We start from the raw sequence: 23,877 nt of genomic DNA, 5'->3' as shown, positions 1-23,877 counted from the left end.
TATGCCAGAGGGAAAGAAACCGGCGGAGGATCTTTACTCCGCAAAAACGCATCTGCATCAGCCGGTGCCGGAGGTGTCTACCGTGAACGCCACGGCCCTGCCGGCCGACGCGCCCGAGGGTGCTCTGCCCAGCGAGGTACGGCCTGAGATCGTTACCTGGGAGAAGCTCTGCGAGGCCATCAAGGCCAGCGGCAAGGCCTACAACATGGAGATGATCACCAAGGCCTACGACCTTGCCAACAAGGCGCACAACGGGGTCTGCCGCCGCAGCGGCGAGCCCTACATCTGCCACCCGCTGGCCGTGGCCCGCCTGGTGCTGGATCTGGGCATGGATTCGGAGAGCATTGCCGCCGCCCTGCTCCATGACGTGGTGGAGGACACCCCCACCACGCTGGAGGACCTGACCGCCGCCTTTGGCGAGGAAGTGGCCCTGCTGGTGGACGGCGTGACCAAGCTGACCAAGATCCAGTTCTCCAACATCGAGGAGCTGCAGGCCGAGAACCTGCGCAAGATGCTGCTGGCCATGAGCCGGGATGTCCGCGTGATGATCATCAAGCTCTGCGACCGGCTCCACAATATGCGCACCGGCGATGCCTGGCCTGAGCAGAAGCGCCGCGACAAGGCCCGTGAGACGATGGAGGTCTATGCCCCCATCGCCAACCGTCTGGGCATCCTGAACGTCAAGGAGGAGCTGGAGGACCGCAGCCTGCACTACCTTGACCCCGTGGGCTACGAGGAGATCAGCAAGATGCTGAGCGAGCGTGCAGGGGAGGAGTTCCTTGCCAAAGTGTCCGGTGTCATCGAGCTGCGGCTGAAGGAGAGCGGCATCGAGGGTGCCACCATCAAGCGCCGGGTCAAGAGCATCTACGGCATCTACCGCAAGACCATCATGCAGAACAAGTCCTTCGATGAGATCTACGATATCTATGCCGTCCGTGTCATTCTGGATACGCTGGCTGAGTGTTACAGCACCCTGGGCCTCATCCACGATATGTACCACCCGCTGCCCAACCGCTTCAAGGATTATATCTCCACCCCCAAGCCCAACGGCTACCAGAGCCTGCACACCACCGTCATCGGCCACGAGGGCATCCCCTTTGAGGTGCAGATCCGCACCCGCAAGATGGATGAACAGGCAGAGTACGGCGTTGCCGCCCACTGGAAGTACAAGGAAGGGCTGGATGGCCACGATAAGCTGGACGAGCGCCTGGCCTGGGTCAGCCAGCTGCTGGAAAACCAGCGCGTCAGCGAGGACTCCGGCAACCTGCTCCATGACCTGAAGAGCGACCTGCTGCCCGAGGAGGTCTTTGCCTTTACCCCCAAGGGCGATGTCATCAACCTGCCCACGGGTGCCACCTGCATCGACTTTGCCTATGCCATCCACTCCGCCGTCGGCAACCGGATGGTGGGCTGCAAGGTCAACAACCGGATGGTGCCCATTGACCACGTTGTTTCCACCGGCGAGATCATTGAAGTCATCCTCGGCCCGGCGGACAAGGGCCCCAGCCGCGACTGGCTGAAGATCGTGCGTACCAGCGAGGCCAAGAGTAAGATCCGCAACTGGTTCAAGAAGATGCGCCGGGAGGAGAACATCCAGGAGGGCCGCGACACGCTGGCCCGGGAGCTGCGCCGGGAGATGATCTTCATCCCCGACGACGAGCTGGATGAATTTATCGGCAGCTGCTGCCGCCGCCTGCGCCAGAACAACGCCGAGGAGCTGTATGCCGCCATCGGCTATGGCGGCATCACCGTTGCAAACTGCCTGCCCAAGCTGAAGGAAGAGTGGCAGAAGCGGAAGAGCGAGGAGGGCAAGAACGAGCAGCTGGCCAAGGTGGATCTGAGCAAGGTCCACGCCACCGACGGTGTGGTGGTGGAGGGCTTCGACAACACCCCCATCAAGTTTGCCAAGTGCTGCAGCCCGCTGCCCGGCGACCCCATCGTGGGATTTATCACCCGCGGTTTTGGCGTGTCCATCCACAAGCAGAGCTGTGTCAATGCCATCTCCAGCATGAAGGATCCCACCAACGCCCCCCGCTGGGTCAAGGCTTACTGGGCCGACAGCGTCAAGGACAGCTACAAGGCCGGCCTTGAGATCGTGGCGCTGGACCGCAACGAGCTGCTGCGGGATGTGCTGAGCGCTCTGGCCGATATCCGGGTGCCCATCTACACCATGAACGCCCGTCAGGTGGAAAACAACTGCGCCGTGGTCAGCCTGACCATCGGCATCAACAATACCGAGCACCTGAACCGTGTGGTGGCGCGTCTGTCCAAGGTCAAGGATGTGCTCAAAGTGACAAGGAGTTAAACCATGCGTGCAGTCATTCAGGCAGTGTCCTCCGCTTCTGTCCGGGTCAACGGCGGGGAGCCCCGTTCCATCGGCCCCGGCCTGGTCATCCTGCTGGGTGTCCGGGATACCGATACGCTGGACATCGTGCCCAAGCTGGCGGATAAGTGTGCGGGCCTGCGCATCTTCAAGGACGAAAACGACAAGCTGAACCTCAGTGCAAAGGACCTGGGCTATTCGGCACTGGTGGTCAGCCAGTTCACGCTTTACGGCGACACGAAAAAGGGCTACCGCCCCAGCTTTATCAAAGCGGCCCGGGCCCCGCTTGCGGTGGATGCCTACGAGCTGTTCCTTGCCGAGATGAACCGGCAGGGCCTCAGGGACGTGCAGCACGGCGAGTTCGGCGCGGATATGCAGGTGTCTCTGGTGAACGAGGGGCCCTGTACCATTGTCATCGACACGGACGAGTGGACGCACCACTCGTAACGGCCCGCCCCCGGCAAAGCCGGAACATCTGAATAGTTAGAAGGATATAGGATATGAAAGCATTTCATCTTCTCGGCGCTGCGCCGCTTTATACCAACAGCTTTGTCCTGATCTCCGATGCGGGCCATGCAGTGGTCATTGACCCCGCTGCCGAAGTGCAGGAGTACGATAAAATTTTTAAAGAGAACAACGCGACGCTCACCACCATCCTCTGCACCCACGGCCACTATGACCATGTGGGCAGTGCAGAGGTGCTGAGCCGGGAGTGGAAGGCCAGGATCTACTGTGAGCCTGCCGACTGCAGGGGCAGCCAGCTCTTTCCCCTGAAAAGCGCGGACAGCGGCTATCAGGAGGGGGAAAAACTCACCGTGGATGAGCTGACCTTTACCGTCTGGCACACCCCCGGCCATACCGAGGGCGGTGTGGTGCTGCTGTGCGGGGACTATTTCTTTGTGGGCGATACCGTGTTCCAGGGCAGCATTGGCCGCACCGATCTGGAGGGCGGCAGTATGCAGAAAATGGATGCCAGCCTGCGCAAGCTGGCGGGCCTGCCCATCCCCAAAGAGACCCAGCTGCTGCCCGGCCACGGGGATTTTTCTACCCTTGGCGAGGAACTGGCGAACAATTTCTATATCCGCAGCGCCCTGCGCGGCGGGAATGCGGATTTTTAAGGATAAAGAGAGAAAAACATGAAGATTTATATTACCGGCCTGCCCTCCGGCTACGAGGTGGAGCATCTGGTGCGCCTGTTTTACCCCATGGCTCCGCTCACCCTTACCCTGCCGGAAGAGGGCGAGGACTGTGTCTGGGCCGAGAAAAAAGAGGATAGTCTGTACGCCATGGTGCGGGAGCAGGGCCAGAGCAGGGATGCGGCGGCTCCATTGCCCCGCCCCGTGGAAGCAGGCGGCGAGACGGTGGAGTTCACCCTTGCCAGCCTGACCTATGACCTGCTGCGGAGCTGGACCGGCATCCGCCCGCCCTGGGGCAAGATGACCGGCGTGCGCCCGGTGCGGCTCATTCACGACAAGCGGGCCGCGGGCTGGACCGAAGCCGACATCGACCGGTTCTTTCTGGAGCGTTTTGACTGCTCCCGGCAGAAGTACGACATGGCCAAGGCCATCGCCGACCTGCAGGAGCCCATCCTGAAGCTGGGCAGCGCCCCAAAAACGTACAGCCTGTATCTCGGCATCCCGTTCTGCCCCTCCCGGTGCAGCTACTGCAGCTTTGTCAGCTGCAACCTTGACCGGGACCGCAAGCTGGTGCAGCCCTATGTGGACTGCCTGTGCAGAGAGGTGGAGGCCATCCGGGAGCAGGCCGACAAGGCAGGACTGAAGCTGTGCAGCATCTATATCGGCGGCGGCACCCCCACCAGCCTGTCCGCTGACCAGCTCCGCCAGCTCATGGGTACGGTGCGGGAGAACTTCGACCTTTCCAAGGTGGTGGAGTACACGGTGGAAGCGGGCCGCCCTGACTGCACCGATGCCGAAAAGCTGGCTGTCATCAAAGAGTACGGTGCCACCCGCATTTCCATCAACCCCCAGACCTTCTCGGACGAGGTGCTGGCGGGCATTGGCCGCAGGCACTCGGCGCAGGATATCCTGGACTGCTATGCCGATGCCCGGAGGGCGGGCCATGAGGACATCAACATGGACCTCATCGCGGGCCTGCCCGGCGATACGGTCGCGGGCTTTGAGCACAGCCTGCGGCAGGCCATCGCGCTGGACCCCGAGAACATCACCGTTCACACCCTGACCCTCAAGCGGGCCTCCCGCATCGTCATCGAGGACCAGAAGGAGAACGACTACGCAGACGTAGCGGCCATGCTGGAAAAATGCCAGCTGCTGGCCGATGCAGGATATCGCCCCTATTACCTCTACCGTCAGAAGAACACCCTGCAGAATCTGGAAAATGTGGGCTGGTGCAAGCCGGGCCACGAGGGGTACTATAATATCTATATCATGGAGGAAGTCCAGACCATCCTTTCGGCCGGAGCAGGCGGCAGCACCAAGCTGGTGGCCGACGGCGGCCGACGGATGCAGCGCATCTTCAATTTCAAGTATCCGACAGAGTATATCCAGCGCTTTGCGGAGGTACTGGAGCGCAAAAAAGGAGTGGCTGATTTTTATGATCACGATTTGGGTCCCGAAACGTCTGGTTGAAGTCGGGCTGTACAACGTTGCCGCCCGCAGTCCGCAGGAACTTGCCGCCCTGAGTGAGCAGAGCTACCGCGACCGCGTGAAGTACGCCGCCGAAAAGGTGCGCCTTTCCGGCACCAAGATCGTCATGCTCACCGGCCCGTCGGCCAGCGGCAAGACCACCAGCGCCCACAAGCTGGCCGAGGAGCTGATCCGGCAGGGAACATACGCCCATGTGGTCAGCCTGGATAATTTTTTCCGTGGGGCGGAGTTCTACCCCCGCCTGCCCGACGGCACCCTGGATTACGAAAACCCCGATACCATGGACCTGCCCCTTGTCCGGCAGTGCCTGCATGAGCTGAGCGAGACGGGCCGGACCACCCTGCCCATCTATGATTTTGCCAACGAGCGGCGCTCCGACGAGACCGAGGCCGTGGACCTGCAGGGCGGTGTCTGCATCGTGGAGGGGATCCATGCCCTGAACCCGGAGCTCACCGGCCTTGTGCCTGCGGAGGATGTCTACCGCATCTACGCCGGCCTGCGGGAGGAATATGCCATCGACGGCCGCCGGGTCATCAACACCCAGGACATCCGCCTGTGCCGCCGCACCCTGCGGGACGCTGCCGCCCGGGGCCGCAGCCCTGAAAAAACCCTTGCCATGTGGGACCGGGTGCTGGACGGCGAGACCCGGTATATCAAGGGCTTCAAGACCACGGCGGACTTTCTGCTGGACACCTCCTTTACCTATGAGCTGGGCCTGATCTCCAGGCTGCTGGGCATCGTGCGCCGCCAGTTCACGCTGGAGGGCCACAACGCCGAGCTCTGGGACGAGACTGCCCGCCGCTTTGAGCACGTGGTCCCGCTGGATCTGGAGCTTTTGCCCGCCGACAGCATGCTGCGGGAGTTCTACGGCAGTGCCGTAAAATAAAATCGCGCTCTGCGGGGAAAATGTTCCATTCTCTTGTTCAAATGCGAAAAAACTGTTTCCAAATCCGCACGAAACTGTAAAAGTTGCGGTGGATTCGTTGCAATCAGTGCCTGAGTGCGCTATAATGAAACCATCATCTGACAGCACACACAGGGCCAATGCCCGTAAGAGAGGTGTCATTATGGATTTCAATAAGATCAAGGAAATGGGTCTGGAATATGCGGAAAAGGGCCGCAATGCCGCCATGGATCTGGCAGAGCGCGGCAGAACGCAGGCAAAGATCGTCTCGGAACAGACCAAGCTTGCCCGGGCACAGCGTCAGCTGGGTGCACTGGTCTACAGCCTGGCCAAGGGCAACGAGGAGAACCAGCCCCTTGTGGATAAGTATATCGAGATGATCAGCAGCATCGAGGCCAACCTGAACGCCCTCAAGGAGAGCCTTGGCCCCGCTGCTGAGGTCATCACCCACGATCTGGACGAGGAGCCCGCCGAGGGCGGCGGCATCACCATTGAGCCGACCGTGGAAAAGGACAAAAAGCCTGACACGGACAAAAAGACCTGCCCCCAGTGCGGCGCGCCGGTCTCTGAGGATGCGCTGTTCTGCAACAAGTGCGGCGCACAGCTCTAACCCAAAAGCCTTGAAAGGGCGGTGTCCCCGTAGGGGGATGCCGCCCTTTCTGCACAGAAACAGGGCAAAGTGTGAAAATTCTGGAAACAATTGAAATGAAAAGCCGGAAAATGCGCTTGTCCCCTTGAAAAATCGCAGATTCTGCGGTACAATCGAGCTCAGGTTTTTGAGCAGAGGAAAGGGGAGTGCACCCATGCAGGACTGGCCCGAACGGGAACGCTACACGGCGGAGGATCTGCTGCAGATCATCCGCATTCTGCGCGACAGAGAAAACGGCTGCCCCTGGGATAAGGTGCAGACCCACGCTTCCATCCGGAAAAACTTTCTGGAGGAGACCTGCGAGGCTCTGGAAGCCATTGATGCCGACGACGCAGCCATGATGCGCGAGGAGCTGGGCGACGTGCTGATGCAGGTGGCGTTCCATACCGTCATTGAGGAAGAGCGGGGCCGGTTCGATTTCGAGCAGGTCTGCCGGGAGGTGTGCGAGAAGCTGGTGTTCCGGCACCCGAACATCTTTGTCTCTTCGGCGGCTGAAAATGCCGGTATAAACAGCTGGGATGCGCTCAAAAATAAGGAAAAGGGCCGCACCACGCTGGCGGATGAGCTGAACACGGTTCCGGCCACCCTGCCCGCCCTGATGTATGCCCAGAAGATGCAGAAGCGTGCCGCCCGCAAGGGCGCGTTTGCGCAGACGGCAGAGGATGCCGCCGCTGCCCTGAAGGCTGCCGAGCGCGGCTGGGAGGAAGCGGTGCCGGAAAATGCCGCCGAGCGGGCCGGGGCGCTGCTGTTTGCAGCGGCCAATGCCATGCGGCTGGCTGGTGTGGACGCGGAAGAGGCCCTGACCTTTGCATCCGGGCGGTTCCGTCAGGAGCTGCTGCAAAAGACCGAAGATTCAGACGAGCAGGAACGCCCTGCCACTGTCTGATAGAAAAAGCTGAGTAAAATTTTGTGGAGGTACCCCATTATGACCAAGACCGATCTGATTGCACAGGTTGCAGCAAACACCGAGATGAGCAAGAAGAGCGCCGAGCTGGCTGTCAATGCCGCTTTCGACGCACTGAGCAAGGCAATGGCTGAGGGTGAGAAGATCACCATCTCCGGCTTTGGCACTTTTGAGATCCGTGAGCGCGCAGAGCGCCAGGGCATCAACCCCCGCACCCGTGAGCCCATCACCATCGCTGCTTCCAAGAGCATTGTCTTTAAGCCGGGCAAGGCTCTGAAGGATACCCTGTAAGTTTGATCTTTGCCGCCGGGGCCGCAGTGGTTCCGGCGGTTTTTTTGTAAAACCTCTCAGTCAACGCTTCGCGTTGCCAGCTTCCCTGTCCGGAGGTGCGGCGGCGGACAAAGCGCAATGATGGAGAGGGCCTGCTTTTCTGGAGGATCATAACATGAGACTGGATAAATACCTGAAAGTTTCGCGGCTCATCAAGCGCCGCACCGTGGCAAACGAGGTGGCCGATGCGGGCCGCATCCTCATCAATGGCAAGATCGCCAAGGCCAGCCAGGCGGTCAAGGAAGGGGACATCATCGAGGTCACCTTCGGCAACCGGCCCATCAAGGTAAAGGTGCTCTCTGATGTGGAGCCCCGCACCAAGGATGTGGCCCGGGAGATGTACGAGATCATTTCGGAATAACCTCTCAGGCACTTTGCACCAGCTCCCCTAATAGGGGTGCCAGGTTTATGCTGCTGCATTCTTGCCTCGCCTATTAGGAGAGGTGGCAGCCCGAAAGGCTGACGGAGAGGTTCTATCCCGGATGCTGTTTGCATAACCTTCACCAGAAGGGGGAGAGGTGCATGGCAGAGCAGGCGGGGAACAGTGACCTCATCCTGGAGAACCGGGAAAAGCTGACGGTAACAGGGGTCAGGCGGGTGCTGCAGTGCAACGCGGAGAGCGCCGCCATTGAAACAGCCCGGGGCGTGCTGCAGCTGACCGGGGCGCAGCTCAACGTGACCAGCCTCGACCTCGACAGCGGGGAAGTGAAGCTGACGGGCCGCATCGACACGGTGGAGTACACTGCCGTGCGCACCCCGGGCGGCTTTCTGTCCCGGCTGCTCCGCTGATGGCACCGGCTCTTGCGCCCGCGCTCATCGGGCAGGAGGCGGCTGCCTGCGCCCTGCTGGGCCTTGTGCTGGGCAGCGTGCGCGCGGTGTTTCCGGTCAGGGGGCGGGCGGCGTTCCTGCCGGATATGGCCCTTGTGGGGGCTGTCCTGCTGGGGCTGCAGAGCTATGCCGCCGCCCTGAGCGCCGGGGGCGTGCTGCGGTGGTATATGCCGGGCAGCGCCTTTCTCTGCGCTTTTGGGGCCGAACGGCTTCTGCGGCCTGCCCTGCAGGCACTGGAACAGGGGCTGTTCTGGCTGGCGGCGGGGCCGCTCCGGCTGGCCCGGCGGGTATTGCAGCCGCTGGCAGCAGCCCGCAAAAACCGGGTGGAGCAGGCCAGAGCGCGCCGCGCGCAAAAAAGAAGCGCAAAAAAACCGAAAAAGAACTTGCCAAGCACACGGCGGTTGTTGTATAATTCTAACGTATCAAAGTAAGAGTACAGGCGTTTCGGGCCTGCTGAGCACAGGAGGCGCTGAAAAATGGCAAATACCACCCGGAAAAAGCGCAGACGCAGCCCGTTTGTGCGGACGATCCTTCGTCTTTTCTTCATTCTGCTGCTGTTGAGTATGCTGGTGGCCTACATCTCCAATCAGGTGTCCATCAGTTCCCGGCGTGCGGAATTACAGACGCTGAGCGAGCAGATCGAACAGCAAAAGACCCAGAACGAGGAGATGAAGCGCATCCTCAGCGGCGATGCCGACGATGTGACCGAGTGGGTCGCCCGGGATTCTTACAACTACGCAGCCCCCAACGAGCGCATCTTTGTGGATGTGACCGGCAACTGAGGGCACACCCCGCCGGGCAGCTCTGCGGACAGACCCGGTGCCCCCACAAAAAGAGAGCAAGGAGTATTGAGTTTTGGCAATTGAGGTAGGGAACGTACTGGAAGGCCGTGTGACCGGAGTAAAGCCCTTTGGCGCATTTGTTGCGCTGCCAGAGGGCAAATCGGGCATGGTCCACATTTCCGAGGTGTCCAATGAATATGTGCAGGATATCAACACGGTGCTGCACGACGGTGATGCTGTGAAGGTGCAGGTCATCAACATTGCACCGGACGGCAAGATCGCGCTGTCCATCAAGCGGCTGCTGCCGCCGGCACCCCGTCAGCCGCGCAGTGACCGTGGGTCCCGGCCCGGCGGCCCGCGCCAGAACGGCCCCCGCGAGGGCGGCCATTTCGGTAATTCCCGCGGCGGTGGACGGCCCCCTCGTGAGGGCGGGCGCGGCCCTGCCCGGGACGCTGCCCCCCGTGTGTGGCAGCCCAAGGCCCCGGCCAAGAGCGATAACCTGAGCTTTGAGGATATGATGAGCCGCTTCAAGAGCCAGAGCGAGGAAAAGATGGCCGACCTCGACCACGAGACCAACAACCGCCGCGGCGGCGGTTATGCACCGCGCTCCCGCCGCGGCCGCTGAGCCATAGAACGAATCTGGCCTGCCCCAGCGGGGCGGGCCTGTTTTTTGGTGGTGCGGCAACGCCCACGGACAAGAAAGGAACCAGAATGCCTGCAAAATTTGAACTGATCGCACCCTGCTTCTTTGGCTGCGAGGCAACTGCGAAATTTGAGCTGACCCGTATCGGGGCCGAGAACATCCGGGTAGGGGATGGCCGCCTGACCTTTGCGGGCGGGCCGGAGATGATCGCTGCCGCCAACCTGAACCTGCGCACGGTGGAGCGCGTGATGCTGCTCCTCAATACCTACCCTGCTTCCACCTTCGATGAGCTGTTTGACGGCGTGTACAGCATCCCCTGGGAAGAGCTGCTGCCCGCCGATGCCGCCTTCCCTGTGACCGGCTCTTCCCTGAATAGCCAGCTCACCAGCGTGCCTGCCTGCCAGAGCATCATCAAAAAGGCTGTGGTCAAGCGCCTGATGAACAAGCATCATACCTCTGTTCTGCCCGAGACCGGCGCGGAGTACAAGATCCGCTTCATGCTGCGCAAGAATGTCTGCGAGATCATGCTGGATACCACCGGCGAGGGCCTGCACAAGCGCGGCTACCGCCGCAACGCCATGGAGGCCCCCATCCGTGAGACGCTGGCCGCGACCATTGCCGACCTGGGCCGTGTCCGCCGCGACAGTCTGGTGGAGGATCCCTTCTGCGGCAGCGGCACCCTGCTGATCGAAGCCGCCCAGAAGGCCATGAATATTGCCCCCGGCCTCAAGCGCCGCTTTGCCGCCGAGCGTTACAGCTTTGTACCCGCTTCCCTCTGGGCCGAGCAGCGCCAGAAAGCGCTGGCAGAGTCCAAGCTGGATGTGGGCTTTGAAGCCTTTGGCTACGATATCGACCCCGCCGCCGTGGCACTGGCCAATGCCAACGCAAAGCTGGCCGGTGTGGAAAAGCGCTGCCATTTTGAGGTGGCCGATGTCGCTGACTTTGCGGCAAAGCCCGAAGCCATCGTTCTGACCAATCCCCCGTACGGCGAGCGGATGAACACCATCGAGGGTGCCGCAAAGCTGGCCCGCACCCTGGGCCGGCAGATGGCCGAGCATCCCTGCGCGGGCCTGTACGCCATCACTGCCGATATGGAGTTTGAGAGCCACTACGGCAAGCGCGCCAACAAGCGCCGCAAGATGTACAACGGTATGATCCCCTGCCAGCTGTATATGTACTATGAGGCCCCCAAGTTTGAGCACAAGGCAAAGCCGATGCCCAAGCAGGGCTTTGACGGGAAGCGTACCGTTGAGTTCAAGAAAAAGTAAACAGGAGAACAAAAAGACATGGACGGTCGGATGCGGCCTTATCTTCCGGAGCTCACCATCCGGGATTATAATATCTACCAGTGGTATCTGCGGGGCGTGCAGTATCAGCTGAACACGACCTACGGGCTCTACTCGTGCAGTCAGCTGCAGCACAACGGGGTTCTGTTTGCACTGCTGTCAGACAGCCTGGCCGGGCGGGAGGCGACCTGCAAAAAGGTGCGCCTGCCCTGGACGCTCTGCTGGAGGCCGATGATGTGCCAGACGCAGGGTATCCGGCTGGCCGCGCAGGTGGAGGTGCTGCTGGGCTGGCATAAGCTGCAGGACCGCCGCGGTGACGAGCTGCCCTTCAAACAGCGGGTGAAGCGCACCATCGACCGCATCCTGCTCCGCCGCGCCTACGAAAAGGCCGTGCAGGAGAACCCCGCGCTGGAGCGGCTGTTTGAACAGGAGCAGGAGCAGGCGATCGTTCAGATGAACCTGAACGCCAAGAACTACACCGAGGTTGCCGAGCCTATGAGCAACATCTACGGCGCGCTCTACTCCACGCTCGCCACCGATGAGAACAGCCAGCGCAAGAGTATGCGCTATATCGGCAGCTGCATCGGGCGGGTGTTCTACCTGCTGGATAAGGCGGGCCGTGTGGCCGATGACAAGCGGGCCGAGCGGTACAATGTGTATCTGGTCAATGGTGTCGAGGACCCCGGTGCTGCACTGGAAAATGCCCGGCGGCAGTCGCTGGCTGCGGCAAACGATCTGGTGCGCGCCTACGGGATGCTGGATGTCAAGCTGAACAAGAGCCTGATCGACAATATTATGATCCTGGGCCTGCGCCATGCGGTGGAGCCGCTGGACCCGGAGAACCAGCCCGTGCGTTGGGAGCTGCCGTGAGGGCCCGCAAGAGCTGGGCTATGGCCTACTGCGGCATGGCTGCTGCCCTGAGCGTGGCCCTGATGCTGCTGGGGGCCGTGGTGCCGGTGCTGATGTTCATTGCCCCGGCGGTGGCCAGCCTGCTTATCGCTACGGTCTGCGTGGAGTGCGGCAGGACCATGGCCCTGACAGCCTACGGCGCGGTGAGCCTGCTCAGCCTGCTCTTTGTGCCGGATAAGGAGGTGGCGCTGGTCTTTGTGTTCCTGCTGGGGTATTACCCGCTGGTCAAGCCCCGGTTTGAGCGCATCCGTCTGCCGCTGGTGCGGGTGCTGTGCAAGCTGCTGCTCTGCAACGGTGCCGTGCTGGCCATGTACGGGCTGGTGCTGCTGCTGGTGCCTGCGGGCAGCATTTCGCAGGAGCTGAAGACCACCGCGCTGGCGGTCTCGCTGGCCACCCTTGCCATGGGTAACGTGGCCTTTCTGCTGTATGACCGGGCGCTCCATAACCTGCTGCAGGTGTATCAGCTGGTGTGGCGGCCGAAGCTGCATAAGATGCTGGGAAAAAGATAATGGGTCAAACCCCTCAGGCGGGCTTACGCCCGCCAGCCCCCCTAATAGTGGGGCCCTTGGCATTTCGTAAAGTTTCCCTATATACACAAACTGTATTGCTCTGCCAAGGCCGCCCCTAGTAGGGGCGGTGTCATCCCGAAGGGATGACGGTGGGGTTTAATAGCAGAGCTTTGTCTAAGAGGATTCTAATTGAGAGGAGTGATGTCTACCACCAGCTGACACAAAGCGCCGGGCCACACGGGTGACAGCCGTGAGGGTGACGAGGAGAGGAATCATCGAAAAATTCGGCGGATGTTTCTCCGGCTGACCATGGGCTATACCAGCCGCAGAGAGGGGCAAAAATCGGCAGTGATACCGTAACAGATCCCCTCAAAGAAAGCCATACAAGAACATAAACTGTTACAGGAGGCTGACAGCTGTGCTGCGCGCGTTTTTGCGCCGGGCTGTCGGCATGGAGGTGTTTTGTATGTGTGGCATTGTTGGTTATGTTGGAAAACGGAATGCACAGGATGTTTTGCTGGATGGTCTGGAAAAGCTGGAGTACCGCGGCTATGATTCCGCCGGTGTGGCCCTGGCTTTGGAGGGCGGCATCCGGGTGGTCAAGAGCAAGGGCCGTCTGGCGGAGCTGCGCAAGCGGCTGGCGGTGGAGGCCCTGGCCCGGAGCGGCTGCGGCATCGGTCACACCCGGTGGGCGACCCATGGGGAGCCCAGCGATGTGAACAGCCACCCGCATTCCACGCCCCGGGTGAGCATCGTCCACAACGGCATCATCGAGAACTATGGTGTGCTGAAGGAGCGGCTCATGGCCAAGGGCTATACCTTTGAGAGCGAGACCGACACCGAGGTTCTGGTCAAGCTCATCGACAGCTGTTATGAGGGCGAGCCCCTCAAAGCCCTGCGCGCCGCTCTGGCCATGGTACGGGGCAGCTATGCGCTGGCTGTTCTGTTCCGGGATTTCCCGGATACCCTGTTCGCGGTCAAGCGGGAGAGCCCGCTCATCGTGGGCTGGGGCGAAGAGGAAAACTTTATTGCGTCGGATATCCCGGCGCTGCTGAAATATACCCGCCGGTACAGCGTGCTGGAAGAGGGGGACATGGCGGTGGTGAACGCCGACGGCATCCGCTTCTACAATGAGTTCGCGGAGCCGGTGGAGCGGGAGGTTCTGACCGCCAACTGGGATCAGGAAGCCGCTGAAAAGGGCGGCTACCCGCACTTCATGCTGAAGGAGATCAACGAACAGCCTGCGGCCATCACGGCCACGGTGAGTCCCCGTGTGGAGAACGGTCTGCCCGACCTGCGCGTTCCTGAGCTGACGGATGAGCGGCTGCGCCGCATCGGCACGGTGCATCTGGTGGGCTGCGGCACGGCCATGCATGCGGGCATGGTGGGCAAGGCTGCCATCGAGGCGCTGGCCCGGGTGCCTGCACAGGTGGAGATTGCCAGCGAGTTCCGCTACCGGAACCCCATCCTGCGGCCGGAGGATCTGGTCATCATCATCAGCCAGTCGGGCGAGACCAGCGATACGCTGGCAGCCCTCAAGCTGGCCAAGAGCCGGGGTGTGCCGGTGTTGGCCATTGTGAACGTGGTGGGCAGCAGCATTGCCCGCGCGGCGGACTATGTCATGTACACCTATGCCGGCCCTGAGATCGCTGTGGCCTCCACCAAGGCCTACATGGTGCAGATGTGCGTGCTCTACCTGTTCGCCCTGCGGCTGGCTTACGCCCGGGGAATGCAGACCGATGCCGAGATCCGCCGCCTGACGGCAGAGCTGCTCCGGGCCGGGGAGGTCATCAAGCCCCGCCTGGCCGATTGTGAGCAGATCAAGTATCTGGCCAGCCGTTTCGTCAATACCCAGAGCTGCTTCTTCATCGGCCGCGGGTTCGACTATTCGCTCTCGCTGGAGGGCAGCCTGAAGCTGAAGGAGATCAGCTATGTCCACTCGGATGCTTATGCGGCGGGCGAGCTCAAGCATGGCACCATCAGTCTGGTAACAGACGGCGTGCCGGTGATCGCTCTTGCCACCCAGAAGCAGGTCTACGAAAAGACCATCTCCAACGCCAAGGAGACCAAGAGCCGCGGCGCGAAGGTCCTGCTCTTCACCACCCGGGATGCTGTGGTGCCCGATGGCGTGGCCGACTATGTGGTGCGTCTGGATGACTACGATGACCTGCTGATGCCCCTGCAGCTCATCGTTCCGCTGCAGCTGTTTGCCTACTATATGGCTGTTCTGCGCGGCTGTGATGTGGATAAGCCCCGCAATCTCGCCAAGAGCGTGACCGTGGAATAACCGTAGAATCAGAAATCAAGCCTTGCCAAACCCGCCCGCTGGTGGTATACTATCTAGGTAACCGATGCTGGTGTGGCGCAATGGCAGCGCAACTGATTTGTAATCAGTGGGTTGCAGGTTCAACTCCTGTCACCAGCTCCAAAAAGACCTCAAAACGGAAAACGTTTTGGGGTCTTTTGCTGTTATAGAAAGTGCTTTTATTGCGGTAAAACGCAGGAAAATAGAGAACGACAGAAAAAGAGAAAATCTGTGGAAAAAGTAGTTGACAAATGCCACTTCAGATGATAAAATATACAGGCAGTCAGCGATGACTGCAAATAGGATATGGGCGTGTTCCCGAGTGGCCAATGGGGACAGACTGTAAATCTGCTGCTTTTCAGCTTCGGTGGTTCGAATCCACCCGCGCCCACCAAGAACTCCAGTATCCGAACCGGGTACTGGAGTTTCTGTTTTGTAATAACCTTCCCGGAGGCTAGGCGGGTGGATTCGAACAGCATCGACCCGCCGAACAGTCCGGCGGGGAAAAAAGCCCCTGCGGGGCTTTTTTAGATGCGCGGCTTGCGTAATCCACCCGCGCCCATAAAAAGACCGCCAGCGTAGAGATACGCAGGCGGGCCTTGGTATGGAGCTGGCGGCGCGGCGCGGAAAACACTGCAAGCGTTAAATCAGATAACGGTTTCGATTGAGATCGGGGGTGTCACTGGCCCGTCTGCATGGCGAGCGGTGCACCCCTGATCTTTTTGCCGGAATAAAAAAGAAAAGCACCATACTTCCTACGAAGTACAGTGCTTTTTTGGTGGAGAATAGCGGGATCGAACCGCTGACCTCTTGCATGCCATGCAAGCGCTCTCCCGAACGGTATCGAAACACACCCCCACACGAAAGTGCGGGGACAGGCTTAATATCGCGTTGATACGTTCTATCCACCAAAAAGGTTCACAGTTGAATCCTGCTTCCAGGAATCATGCTCCGCCTACAAGGCAATTTTACCACCCAATTTTCAAGTGTGTCAATGGGTTTTGCTCAGAGAGAAGGTCATTTACGAGAAAAGTTTTTTCTGACAGCTTACTTAGCGCAATTTTGATTTCACACATCAAAGTTGCGCTTTTTATTTTCCCCAAAAGTATTGACAAGGAGGTTTTCTCAACTATGCCGATATATTATCGCTGTTTTTTATCTGTGAACCAACCGCATGACCCTTGACTACTTCTACGGACAGACTGGAGAGCTTTTCTCCTTCTACCGCATTCCAAAGGCTCTTTTTCAGGAGCAGCGGTTCCAGAGCCTGTCCACGGATGCCAAAACACTCTACGGCATCCTGCTCGATCGCATGAGCCTGTCGGCCAAGAATGGCTGGCTGGACGAGCAAGGTCGGGTGTTCATCATCTTCACGATTGAGGATGTCAAGAGGTCATTGTGTTGCGCAGACAACAAAGCGACGAAGTTGCTACGGGAGCTTGAAGAATTTGGTTTGATTGAACGAAAACGCAGAGGTTTAGGAAGGCCAAGTTTGGTGTATGTGAAAAACTTTTCGGCAGATTCTTCAAAAGCACGATTCCAGAATCGTGAAAATCACGAATCTGGAGGCTTCAAGAGCACAAGTCAAGACCCTGCAAAACCACGATGTAATAAGACTGATAAGAATAATACTGAGATGAATGAGACTTATCCCTTCAATTCGGAAGAAACAGACGGGATGGGCCAGCGCGAACAACTGGAAGAATATTTTTCTCAGTCCTTGGAGGTCGAGCTTCTTCTCCGGCTCTGCCCGGACGATGAGGACACCATCTATCAAATCGTAGAGTTGCTGGTGGACACCTGCGCCACCAACCGCAAGATGCTGCGCATCGCTGGAGACGATAAGCCTGCCGAGGTGGTGCGCAGCCGGTTCATGAAGCTGAACGCTGACCACATCCGCTTTGTGCTGACGTGCCTTGCAGAGAACAGCAGCCCAATCCGAAACATGAAACAATATCTGCTTGCCTCTCTGTACAACGCACCGACCACAATGCAGCTAGTCTATCAAAATCGAACAAACCATGACTTTGCGCATGGCTCACCAAGGGGGTGATTTTATCGCAAAGAAATGTACCACGATTGCCATTGTCAACCAGAAAGGCGGCACTGGCAAGACCACGACCTGCGAAAATCTGGGCATCGGCCTTGCTGCCGAGGGCAAAAAAGTCCTGCTTGTAGATGCTGACCCGCAGGGCAGCTTGACTATCAGCATGGGCTGGCAGCAACCGGATGAACTGCCCACCACACTGTCCACCCTGATGGCCAAAGCTATGAATGACCAGAGCATTCCGCCCGGTGAGGGCATCCTGCACCATGACGAGGGTGTTGACCTTATCCCCGCCAACATCGAACTGGCGAGTCTGGAAGTTTCCCTTGTCAACTGCATGAGCCGTGAAAAAGTGCTCATGCAGGTGTTGGAAACAGCGAAGCGCAAGTACGATTACATTTTAATCGACTGTACGCCGTCGCTTGGGATGCTGACCGTGAACGCGCTGGCCGCAGCAGACACCACGCTGATTCCGGTGCAGGCGCAGTACCTTCCTGTCAAGGGTTTGGAACAGTTGCTCCAGACTGTCCAGAAAGTTAGGCGGCAGATAAACCCGCACTTGAAAATCGAGGGCATCCTGCTGACCATGACAGACAGCCGCACCACTTACGACAAGCAGATCAGCAATCTGATCCGCCAAGCCTACGGCGGAAAAATCAAGGTCTTCGAGCCGACTATTCCGCGCTCTGTCCGAGCGGCTGAAATCAGCACGACCGGCGAAAGCATCTTCCAGTATGACCCCAAGGGTAAAGTGGCAGATGCCTATAAGTCTCTCACAAAGGAGGTGCTGGCGGATGCCGAAAAACGGCTTAAACGTAGCGCTGAAAGGAGTCGATGAGATTTTTTCGACCGAAGAATCCCGACATGCAGAGCAGCGGGAGCAGGTACAACAGATTCCTATTGCAGAGTTGTTTCCATTCAAAAACCATCCATTTCGGGTGCAAGATGACGAAGAAATGGAGAACGCTGTCAAAAGCATCTCGCAGTACGGTGTGCTGACGCCGCTCATCGCCCGCCCACGCCCGGAAGGAGGTTATGAAATCATTTCTGGCCATCGCCGCCAGCACGCTGCACAGCTTGCAGGTTTGGAAACAGTGCCGGTCATTGTCCGTGATATGTCGGACGATGCCGCCACCATATTGATGGTGGACTCGAATCTCCAACGAGAAAACATCCTGCCCAGTGAGCGCGCCTTTGCATACAAGATGAAGATGGAAGCAATGAAGCATCAGGGTGCAAGGTCTGATTTGACTTCGACACACGATGTGTCGAAGTTGCGAAGCAATGAAAAGCTCGGCGCTGAAAATAATCAGAGCCGTGAAACAGTTCGCCGCTTTATCCGCTTGACCTATCTTGTTTCCCAGCTTCTGGATATGGTAGACCAAAAGCAGATTTCCTTGAATCCCGCTGTTGAGCTGTCTTATCTCAATGAAGAACAGCAAAAAGCATTTATCGAAGCAATGGATGCCACACAGAATGCTCCCTCATTTTCTCAAGCAAAGAAGCTCAGGAAGCTGGCCGAAGAGGGTCATTTATCATCTGACTCGGCTTACGTCATCATGAACGAAGTCAAGAAAGATGAGTTGGATAAGGTCGTTATCAAAAACGATACCCTGCGCAAATATTTCCCGGAAAACTCCACTCCGCGCGAGATGCAGGAGCAGATCGTTGGCCTGCTGGAGAAGAACAAGTCCACGCAGCTCGTGTTCGCAAACGACGCTCTGAAAAAGTATTTTCCGAAAGGCTATACGCCCGAGCAGATGGAGAACATCGTCGTTCGACTGCTGACTCAGTGGCAGAAAAAGCACCAGCACAGCGAAGAACGCTGATCACATCGTACCGAAAGACCCACCCCGGGTCTTTTTCTTTTACCAAAAAGGAGAAAATGCCTATGAATAACACTACCATCCGTTCCGAAAAAGTCACCATCGATATGCACATCTGCTCGACGCTGGCAGAGCGCCGCACTTCCGGTGAAGTCTATCTCGCCGCCATCGCCCCGGACATGGAGCTTACCGTCATCACGCTGGATGAGGTGTCCGACATTCTGCCCTGCTTCGATGAGGACGACGCCTATTTGAACATTCCTGCCACCTCTCTGCTGCTCAGCTATAACCCCAAGCAGGTGCTGGAACTGGGCGGCAGACGCTATCTGACCGGCCCGGTCATTCTGGTGCGCGCCGACATGGACGGCAACATCATCTCGCTGACCATCGACGAGGTGTACATCTTCCAGAAATATCTGGAAAGTCACAGCGTCACCCTGATGGTTGGCGGTCAGAAGATGCCCTGCATCTGCATGGAGTGAGGCAGACTATGCAGGTATATTTTGAAAATCCGTTCTGCTCTCTCTTTGCACTGGCCATCGCGGTGGCTGAAATCCTGCTGGCTGCTCTGAACGCACGGCACCGCAGCCACAACTGCACGCTGTCCGATGCCATCCACGAGCCGCTTCCCGCAGGTGATGCATCGTGGCTCACGTCCGACTGCCTTTTTGAGCGCAAGATGGTCTGCGTTCCCCGGCCTCGTGCTCCCTGCAAAATCTGAGAGCTGACATTATTTCATACAGGAGATTCAACATGAAGAGTTTTGATATAGAAATCACCGAGACACTTCAGCGCACGGTGTCCGTCATAGCCGATTCGCGGGAGGAAGCGGAGCAGATGGTGGATGATGGATGGCACAACGGAGATTATGTCCTCGACTCTGAGGATTTCATCGATGTCGATTTCAAGACGGTAGGAGAAAAAGAAATGTCCAAAGACAAAAAGGAGCTGGATGTGCTTCTCGTGAAGCCCAACGAATACCCCCAGAAAGTCACCATCGGCGCAGAGCTGAAGGACTTGCAGGAGGCCGTCGGCGGCACGATCACGGCTACTTATCCCTTTACTGACCCTGTGGCCATCGTGTGCAACGACGAGGGCAAGCTGCTGGGCCTGCCCATGAACCGTGCCCTGCGGGATGAACACGGCCAGACCTACGATGTCCTCACCGGAAACTTTCTGGTGGTCGGTCTAGGCAAGGAGGATTTTGCATCGCTCTCCCCGGAGCTGGCACAGAAGTATGAGCAGCACTTTCACCAGCCTGAAACTTTCATCCGGCTGGGCGGGCATCTGGTCATCTTGCCCACCCCAGATGAAGCCGTCCAGCCGTCAGAAGAAAAGCCCCGTGCCAAGCCCCCGGCAGAGCATAACCGTTAAAATAATCCTGCTGCATAGGAGGTGGTAACGATGCAGGAAGAAATCGAGCATAAGACGGTCAACTTTGCCATCTCGACCACAAAACTCTCTGCCCGCACCCTGCTGCGCGGAACGCAGTTTTTTCTGCGGCAGTACGATAAGTACGCTTCGCAGGGCAAGCAGAGTATGAAGCGGCTCATGCAGCAGAACCGTGGTGTGACCAATGTCGAGATTCAGAAAACCGGCATCAAGGACTTTGACCGCTATGCCAAGCGGTATCACATCGACTACGCCATCCAGAAAGACCTGTCCTGCACTCCGCCTCGCTACATGATCTACTTCAAGGCGCAGGACACGGACGCCTTGAGTGCAGCGTTCAAGGAATATTCGGCGTCGGTCTTAGATAAGTCCAAGCGCCCCTCTGTTCTGGCAAAGCTGCATGATTTGGCGCAGACCATCGCCAACCTGCCCGACAAAGTGCGGCACAAGGAAGAGGGGCGCGGCTTATGAACAAAAAGAAATTCACCAAGCTGCTGGTGCTCTACCTGCCCTATGTGGTGATTGGTCTGCTGGCGACCAATCTGGGCGAGGCATGGCGGCTGACCACAGGAAAAGAGCTGGGGGACAAAATCCTGTCCTTGATGAGCACCGTCCTTGCTGCATTTGCAAACCCTCTGCCCAGCCTGCACCCGTTTGACCTCTTTGTGGGCCTGTGCTGCGGTGCCTGGATGCGGCTGGCGGTCTACCTCAAAGGCAAGAATGCCAAGAAGTATCGCCACGGCATGGAGTACGGCTCTGCCCGCTGGGGTACAGCCAAAGACATCGAGCCGTTCATGGCTCCGAAGTTTGAGGACAACATCATCCTCACCAAGACGGAACGACTGATGATGAGCAACCGCCCAACAGACCCGAAGAACGCCCGCAACAAAAACGTGCTGATCGTCGGCGGCTCCGGCTCCGGTAAAACGCGATTCTGGTTAAAGCCGAACTTGCTCCAATGTCACTCCTCCTATGTCGTTACTGACCCGAAAGGCAGTATCGTGGTCGAGTGCGGCAATGCCTTGCTGAAAAAAGGCTACAAGCTGAAGATTTTCAACACCATCAACTTTTCCAAGAGTATGCACTATAACCCCATGTCCTATATCCACAGCGAAAAGGACATTCTGAAGCTCGTGACCGCACTGATGACCAACACCAAAGGTGAGGGTCAGGGCGGTGACCCCTTCTGGGACAAGGCCGAGCGGCTTCTGCTGGTTTCGCTTATCGCCTATCTGCACTATGAAGCCCCCGCCGAAGAGCAAAATTTTGCGACTCTGCTGGAGATGCTCAACACTATGCAAGTCTCGGAAGATGATGAGACCTATCAGAATCCCGTTGACCTGCTGTTTGAGGATTTGGGCAAGAAAAAGCCGAATTCTTTCGCTATACGTCAATATAAGCTTTACAAATTGGCCGCTGGAAAGACTGCCAAGAGCATCCTTATTTCCTGTGGTGCTCGTCTGTCGCCCTTCGACATTCAAGAGATTCGGGATGCCACCATGTACGATGAGCTGGAGCTGGACAAGCTGGGCGACCGGAAAACGGCACTGTTCCTTATCATGAGCGATACAGACAGCACCTTCAACTTTCTGATTTCCATGATTTACACCCAGCTTTTCAACCTGCTCTGCGATAAGGCAGATGACCAATATGGCGGCAAGCTGCCTGTCCATGTGCGTTGCCTCATCGACGAGTGCGCCAACATCGGGCAGATTCCGCAGCTCGAAAAGCTGGTGGCGACCATCCGCAGCCGTGAGATTTCGGCCTGTCTGGTCTTGCAGACCCGCAGCCAGCTCAAGGCTATCTACAAAGACAATGCTGATACCATCGTTGGCAACATGGATTCGCAGGTCTTTCTGGGCGGCAATGAACCGACCACGCTGAAAGAATTGTCCGAGGCACTTGGCAAGGAGACGATTGATAGCTTCAACAATTCTGATACTCGCGGCAACAGCCCCAGCTACGGCACCAACTACCAGAAACTTGGTCATGAGCTTATGAGCCGGGACGAGCTGGCGGTGCTGGACGGCGGCAAATGCATCTTGCAGCTTCGAGGAGTGCGGCCTTTCCTCTCGGACAAGTACGATTTGACCCAGCATCCCAACTATAAGCTCACGTCCGACTACGATTCCAAGAACGCACTCGACATCGAGAAGTTCTTGAACCGAAAAGAAAAAATCCACCCGGATGATACCTTCATCACGGTGGATGCCGATTCACTTCCGCCCGCCTAAAAAGACGAGCGGTTATTTTTATATCTGCCCCAAAGGTATGCTAGAAATCAGCTTCCGCCGCAGTTCACGGCAAATCACAAACGGATTTCGGGTGCGTACAGGGTCACGTTTTCAACCAAAAGGAGATTTTACTATGGAATTCTTTAATGCTGCCGTCGATGTCATGAAGACTGTTGTCGTCGCTCTGGGCGGCGGTCTGGGTGTTTGGGGAGCGGTCAATCTGCTGGAGGGCTACGGCGGCGATAACCCGTCGGCGAAGTCGCAGGGGATGAAGCAGCTCGTCGCGGGCGGCGGTGTCGCCCTCATCGGCATCACCCTCGTCCCCCAGCTCGCCAACCTGTTCGGCTAATTTTCCCGTGCGGCATCTGCCGTCTTTCAATAAAACAAGTTCATATTAAAAAGGAGTGCTTTCTATGTCTCTCGAATTTTTGAAGAACCTCATCTTCATCCTCAATCTGCTCAAGACCCTCTTCAGCCATTTTTCCTGATGGGTGGTGGCTCTGAGTGGAAACCGTTCTCAAAGCCATAAGCGATTGGATAAAATCGCTGCTGACTGCGGCCATCATGTCCAATCTCAGCGGCCTGTTCGATGATGTCAACACGCAGGTGGGTAGCATCGCCCAGCAGGTCGGCACTAAGCCGTCCAGTTTCGAGCCTCGCGTCTTCGCCATGATAGAGGCGTTGTCCCGCAATGTCATCCTTCCGGTTGCGGGCATCATCCTCACTTTCATCGCTTGCTATGAGCTGATACAGCTCGTCACCGAGCACAACAACATGGCACAGTTCGAGCCTGCTCTGCTGATGAAGTGGATATTCAAGACCGCCATTTCGGTCTGGTTCATCAGCAACACGTTTAACATCGTCATGGCTGTGTTTGATGTGACCCAGCAGGTCGTGGCAAATTCCAGTGGCATTATCAGCGGCAACACGCGGGTCAACGACATTGACCTTTCCATGCTGGAAAGCAGCATGATGAACCTCGACGTCGGCCCGCTGTTCGGCCTTTTCTTGCAGAGCTTTTTTATTGGCATTACGATGCGCATATTGTCGATTATCATTTTTGTCATTGTCTACGGCAGAATGATTGAGATTTACTGCATGGTGAGTCTTGCTCCGATTCCCATGGCGACATGGGGCAATCACGAGCAATCCCATATTGGCCAAAATTACTTGAAGTCTCTGTTTGCATTAGGCTTCCAAGGCTTCCTGATTCTGATTTGTGTGGCCATCTACGCCGTTCTTATCCAGAATGTTGCTATTTCTGGTGATGCCATCAACTCCATCTGGAGCATCGTGGGGTACACAGTGCTGCTCTGCTTCACGTTATTTAAAACCAGCGCCGTAGCCAAAAGCATTCTGGGCGCTCACTGATAGGGGGTGAA

General features: G+C 57.8%; 27 protein-coding genes and 2 tRNA genes. All 29 read left to right on the top strand.

All coding sequences use genetic code 11. The features are described from left to right. The first annotated feature begins 1 nt into the window (after position 1). Entirely contained in the window at positions 2 to 2,305 is a 2,304-nt protein-coding gene (locus J3351_RS10060; protein ID WP_207697658.1) for a bifunctional (p)ppGpp synthetase/guanosine-3',5'-bis(diphosphate) 3'-pyrophosphohydrolase, read from the top strand. 3 nt (positions 2,306 to 2,308) lie between these two features. Continuing rightward, positions 2,309 to 2,770, top strand: a complete 462-nt coding sequence (dtd, locus tag J3351_RS10055) for a D-aminoacyl-tRNA deacylase (protein ID WP_207697657.1) — start codon at positions 2,309 to 2,311, stop codon at positions 2,768 to 2,770. Between the two features lie 53 nt (positions 2,771 to 2,823). Continuing rightward, positions 2,824 to 3,441: an MBL fold metallo-hydrolase gene (locus tag J3351_RS10050; RefSeq protein ID WP_207697656.1), complete on the top strand. Its 618-nt coding sequence runs from the start codon at positions 2,824 to 2,826 to the stop codon at positions 3,439 to 3,441. 18 nt (positions 3,442 to 3,459) lie between these two features. Continuing rightward, positions 3,460 to 4,929: a coproporphyrinogen dehydrogenase HemZ gene (hemZ, locus tag J3351_RS10045; RefSeq protein ID WP_207697655.1), complete on the top strand. Its 1,470-nt coding sequence runs from the start codon at positions 3,460 to 3,462 to the stop codon at positions 4,927 to 4,929. Then, entirely contained in the window at positions 4,895 to 5,833 is a 939-nt protein-coding gene (locus J3351_RS10040; protein WP_005933447.1) for a uridine kinase, read from the top strand. Before hemZ ends, J3351_RS10040 begins: the two co-directional genes overlap by 35 nt. A 181-nt stretch (positions 5,834 to 6,014) precedes the next feature. After that, on the top strand, positions 6,015 to 6,461 hold the full coding sequence (locus J3351_RS10035) for a zinc ribbon domain-containing protein (RefSeq protein WP_098922852.1): 447 nt from the start codon (positions 6,015 to 6,017) through the stop codon (positions 6,459 to 6,461). 193 nt (positions 6,462 to 6,654) lie between these two features. After that, on the top strand, positions 6,655 to 7,386 hold the full coding sequence (locus tag J3351_RS10030; protein ID WP_207697654.1) for a MazG family protein: 732 nt from the start codon (positions 6,655 to 6,657) through the stop codon (positions 7,384 to 7,386). 39 nt (positions 7,387 to 7,425) lie between these two features. After that, the gene (locus J3351_RS10025; RefSeq protein ID WP_005933459.1) at positions 7,426 to 7,695 is read left to right on the top strand and encodes an HU family DNA-binding protein; all 270 of its coding nucleotides are present in this window, start codon (positions 7,426 to 7,428) and stop codon (positions 7,693 to 7,695) included. A 154-nt stretch (positions 7,696 to 7,849) separates the two neighbouring features. After that, positions 7,850 to 8,095 (top strand): RNA-binding S4 domain-containing protein, encoded by a 246-nt coding sequence (locus tag J3351_RS10020; protein WP_005933461.1) that lies wholly within the window; start codon positions 7,850 to 7,852, stop codon positions 8,093 to 8,095. A gap of 161 nt (positions 8,096 to 8,256) precedes the next feature. Further along, positions 8,257 to 8,523 (top strand): YabP/YqfC family sporulation protein, encoded by a 267-nt coding sequence (locus J3351_RS10015; RefSeq protein WP_207697653.1) that lies wholly within the window; start codon positions 8,257 to 8,259, stop codon positions 8,521 to 8,523. Next, positions 8,523 to 8,993, top strand: a complete 471-nt coding sequence (locus tag J3351_RS10010; RefSeq protein WP_207697652.1) for a hypothetical protein — start codon at positions 8,523 to 8,525, stop codon at positions 8,991 to 8,993. Before J3351_RS10015 ends, J3351_RS10010 begins: the two co-directional genes overlap by 1 nt. Positions 8,994 to 9,038: 45 nt before the next feature. After that, a complete protein-coding gene (locus J3351_RS10005) occupies positions 9,039 to 9,344 on the top strand; it encodes a septum formation initiator family protein (protein ID WP_035393978.1) in 306 nt (101 codons plus the stop codon). 73 nt (positions 9,345 to 9,417) lie between these two features. Continuing rightward, on the top strand, positions 9,418 to 9,969 hold the full coding sequence (locus tag J3351_RS10000) for a S1 RNA-binding domain-containing protein (RefSeq protein ID WP_207697651.1): 552 nt from the start codon (positions 9,418 to 9,420) through the stop codon (positions 9,967 to 9,969). A gap of 86 nt (positions 9,970 to 10,055) precedes the next feature. Further along, a complete protein-coding gene (locus J3351_RS09995) occupies positions 10,056 to 11,255 on the top strand; it encodes a class I SAM-dependent RNA methyltransferase (RefSeq protein ID WP_005932117.1) in 1,200 nt (399 codons plus the stop codon). An 18-nt stretch (positions 11,256 to 11,273) separates the two neighbouring features. Further along, a complete protein-coding gene (locus tag J3351_RS09990) occupies positions 11,274 to 12,143 on the top strand; it encodes a DUF5685 family protein (RefSeq protein WP_207697650.1) in 870 nt (289 codons plus the stop codon). Beyond that, positions 12,140 to 12,691: a hypothetical protein gene (locus tag J3351_RS09985; protein ID WP_307862859.1), complete on the top strand. Its 552-nt coding sequence runs from the start codon at positions 12,140 to 12,142 to the stop codon at positions 12,689 to 12,691. Before J3351_RS09990 ends, J3351_RS09985 begins: the two co-directional genes overlap by 4 nt. Before the next feature lie 466 nt (positions 12,692 to 13,157). Next, positions 13,158 to 14,978 carry a glutamine--fructose-6-phosphate transaminase (isomerizing) gene (gene glmS / locus J3351_RS09980; protein ID WP_173016437.1) on the top strand — a complete coding sequence of 607 codons (1,821 nt, stop codon included), beginning with the start codon at positions 13,158 to 13,160 and terminating at the stop codon, positions 14,976 to 14,978. 66 nt (positions 14,979 to 15,044) lie between these two features. Then, a tRNA-Thr gene (locus J3351_RS09975) sits at positions 15,045 to 15,119 on the top strand. A 185-nt stretch (positions 15,120 to 15,304) separates the two neighbouring features. Continuing rightward, positions 15,305 to 15,390 (top strand) — tRNA-Tyr (locus tag J3351_RS09970). A 780-nt stretch (positions 15,391 to 16,170) separates the two neighbouring features. Next, positions 16,171 to 17,049, top strand: coding sequence for a DUF6017 domain-containing protein (locus J3351_RS09965; RefSeq protein WP_207697649.1), 879 nt, complete (start codon positions 16,171 to 16,173; stop codon positions 17,047 to 17,049). Further along, positions 17,030 to 17,881, top strand: a complete 852-nt coding sequence (locus J3351_RS09960; RefSeq protein ID WP_207697648.1) for a ParA family protein — start codon at positions 17,030 to 17,032, stop codon at positions 17,879 to 17,881. Before J3351_RS09965 ends, J3351_RS09960 begins: the two co-directional genes overlap by 20 nt. Next, positions 17,838 to 18,872 (top strand): ParB/RepB/Spo0J family partition protein, encoded by a 1,035-nt coding sequence (locus J3351_RS09955; RefSeq protein ID WP_207697647.1) that lies wholly within the window; start codon positions 17,838 to 17,840, stop codon positions 18,870 to 18,872. Before J3351_RS09960 ends, J3351_RS09955 begins: the two co-directional genes overlap by 44 nt. 62 nt (positions 18,873 to 18,934) lie before the next feature. Continuing rightward, complete coding sequence (locus tag J3351_RS09950; protein ID WP_242699377.1) at positions 18,935 to 19,351, top strand: hypothetical protein; 417 nt, start codon at positions 18,935 to 18,937, stop codon at positions 19,349 to 19,351. A gap of 8 nt (positions 19,352 to 19,359) precedes the next feature. Continuing rightward, on the top strand, positions 19,360 to 19,590 hold the full coding sequence (locus J3351_RS09945) for a hypothetical protein (RefSeq protein ID WP_207697645.1): 231 nt from the start codon (positions 19,360 to 19,362) through the stop codon (positions 19,588 to 19,590). 32 nt (positions 19,591 to 19,622) lie between these two features. Continuing rightward, positions 19,623 to 20,243: a DUF3846 domain-containing protein gene (locus J3351_RS09940; protein WP_207697644.1), complete on the top strand. Its 621-nt coding sequence runs from the start codon at positions 19,623 to 19,625 to the stop codon at positions 20,241 to 20,243. Positions 20,244 to 20,273: 30 nt separating this feature from the next. Further along, a complete protein-coding gene (locus tag J3351_RS09935; RefSeq protein WP_207697643.1) occupies positions 20,274 to 20,732 on the top strand; it encodes a PcfB family protein in 459 nt (152 codons plus the stop codon). Continuing rightward, the gene (locus J3351_RS09930) at positions 20,729 to 22,495 is read left to right on the top strand and encodes a VirD4-like conjugal transfer protein, CD1115 family (protein ID WP_207697642.1); all 1,767 of its coding nucleotides are present in this window, start codon (positions 20,729 to 20,731) and stop codon (positions 22,493 to 22,495) included. Before J3351_RS09935 ends, J3351_RS09930 begins: the two co-directional genes overlap by 4 nt. 133 nt (positions 22,496 to 22,628) lie before the next feature. Continuing rightward, a complete protein-coding gene (locus J3351_RS09925; protein ID WP_207697641.1) occupies positions 22,629 to 22,844 on the top strand; it encodes a Maff2 family mobile element protein in 216 nt (71 codons plus the stop codon). 155 nt (positions 22,845 to 22,999) lie between these two features. Continuing rightward, on the top strand, positions 23,000 to 23,866 hold the full coding sequence (locus J3351_RS09920; protein WP_207697640.1) for a VirB6/TrbL-like conjugal transfer protein, CD1112 family: 867 nt from the start codon (positions 23,000 to 23,002) through the stop codon (positions 23,864 to 23,866). Positions 23,867 to 23,877: the final 11 nt, after the last annotated feature.

It is taken from the genome of Faecalibacterium sp. Marseille-Q0746 (genome assembly GCF_017377595.1).
GTDB classification, from domain to species: Bacteria; Bacillota; Clostridia; order Oscillospirales; family Ruminococcaceae; genus Faecalibacterium; species Faecalibacterium duncaniae.
This window is presented reverse-complemented; position numbering and strand designations above follow the sequence as displayed.

Bases quoted from the DNA above. Each gene is read 5' to 3' on its own strand.
- J3351_RS10060 (WP_207697658.1), top strand. From the start codon at position 2: ATGCCAGAGGGAAAGAAACCGGCGGAGGATCTTTACTCCGCAAAAACG.
- dtd (WP_207697657.1), top strand. From the start codon at position 2,309: ATGCGTGCAGTCATTCAGGCAGTGTCCTCCGCTTCTGTCCGGGTCAAC.
- J3351_RS10050 (WP_207697656.1), top strand. From the start codon at position 2,824: ATGAAAGCATTTCATCTTCTCGGCGCTGCGCCGCTTTATACCAACAGC.
- hemZ (WP_207697655.1), top strand. From the start codon at position 3,460: ATGAAGATTTATATTACCGGCCTGCCCTCCGGCTACGAGGTGGAGCAT.
- J3351_RS10040 (WP_005933447.1), top strand. From the start codon at position 4,895: ATGATCACGATTTGGGTCCCGAAACGTCTGGTTGAAGTCGGGCTGTAC.
- J3351_RS10035 (WP_098922852.1), top strand. From the start codon at position 6,015: ATGGATTTCAATAAGATCAAGGAAATGGGTCTGGAATATGCGGAAAAG.
- J3351_RS10030 (WP_207697654.1), top strand. From the start codon at position 6,655: ATGCAGGACTGGCCCGAACGGGAACGCTACACGGCGGAGGATCTGCTG.
- J3351_RS10025 (WP_005933459.1), top strand. From the start codon at position 7,426: ATGACCAAGACCGATCTGATTGCACAGGTTGCAGCAAACACCGAGATG.
- J3351_RS10020 (WP_005933461.1), top strand. From the start codon at position 7,850: ATGAGACTGGATAAATACCTGAAAGTTTCGCGGCTCATCAAGCGCCGC.
- J3351_RS10015 (WP_207697653.1), top strand. From the start codon at position 8,257: ATGGCAGAGCAGGCGGGGAACAGTGACCTCATCCTGGAGAACCGGGAA.
- J3351_RS10010 (WP_207697652.1), top strand. From the start codon at position 8,523: ATGGCACCGGCTCTTGCGCCCGCGCTCATCGGGCAGGAGGCGGCTGCC.
- J3351_RS10005 (WP_035393978.1), top strand. From the start codon at position 9,039: ATGGCAAATACCACCCGGAAAAAGCGCAGACGCAGCCCGTTTGTGCGG.
- J3351_RS09995 (WP_005932117.1), top strand. From the start codon at position 10,056: ATGCCTGCAAAATTTGAACTGATCGCACCCTGCTTCTTTGGCTGCGAG.
- J3351_RS09990 (WP_207697650.1), top strand. From the start codon at position 11,274: ATGGACGGTCGGATGCGGCCTTATCTTCCGGAGCTCACCATCCGGGAT.
- glmS (WP_173016437.1), top strand. From the start codon at position 13,158: ATGTGTGGCATTGTTGGTTATGTTGGAAAACGGAATGCACAGGATGTT.
- J3351_RS09965 (WP_207697649.1), top strand. From the start codon at position 16,171: ATGACCCTTGACTACTTCTACGGACAGACTGGAGAGCTTTTCTCCTTC.
- J3351_RS09960 (WP_207697648.1), top strand. From the start codon at position 17,030: ATGGCTCACCAAGGGGGTGATTTTATCGCAAAGAAATGTACCACGATT.
- J3351_RS09955 (WP_207697647.1), top strand. From the start codon at position 17,838: ATGCCGAAAAACGGCTTAAACGTAGCGCTGAAAGGAGTCGATGAGATT.
- J3351_RS09950 (WP_242699377.1), top strand. From the start codon at position 18,935: ATGAATAACACTACCATCCGTTCCGAAAAAGTCACCATCGATATGCAC.
- J3351_RS09945 (WP_207697645.1), top strand. From the start codon at position 19,360: ATGCAGGTATATTTTGAAAATCCGTTCTGCTCTCTCTTTGCACTGGCC.
- J3351_RS09940 (WP_207697644.1), top strand. From the start codon at position 19,623: ATGAAGAGTTTTGATATAGAAATCACCGAGACACTTCAGCGCACGGTG.
- J3351_RS09935 (WP_207697643.1), top strand. From the start codon at position 20,274: ATGCAGGAAGAAATCGAGCATAAGACGGTCAACTTTGCCATCTCGACC.
- J3351_RS09930 (WP_207697642.1), top strand. From the start codon at position 20,729: ATGAACAAAAAGAAATTCACCAAGCTGCTGGTGCTCTACCTGCCCTAT.
- J3351_RS09925 (WP_207697641.1), top strand. From the start codon at position 22,629: ATGGAATTCTTTAATGCTGCCGTCGATGTCATGAAGACTGTTGTCGTC.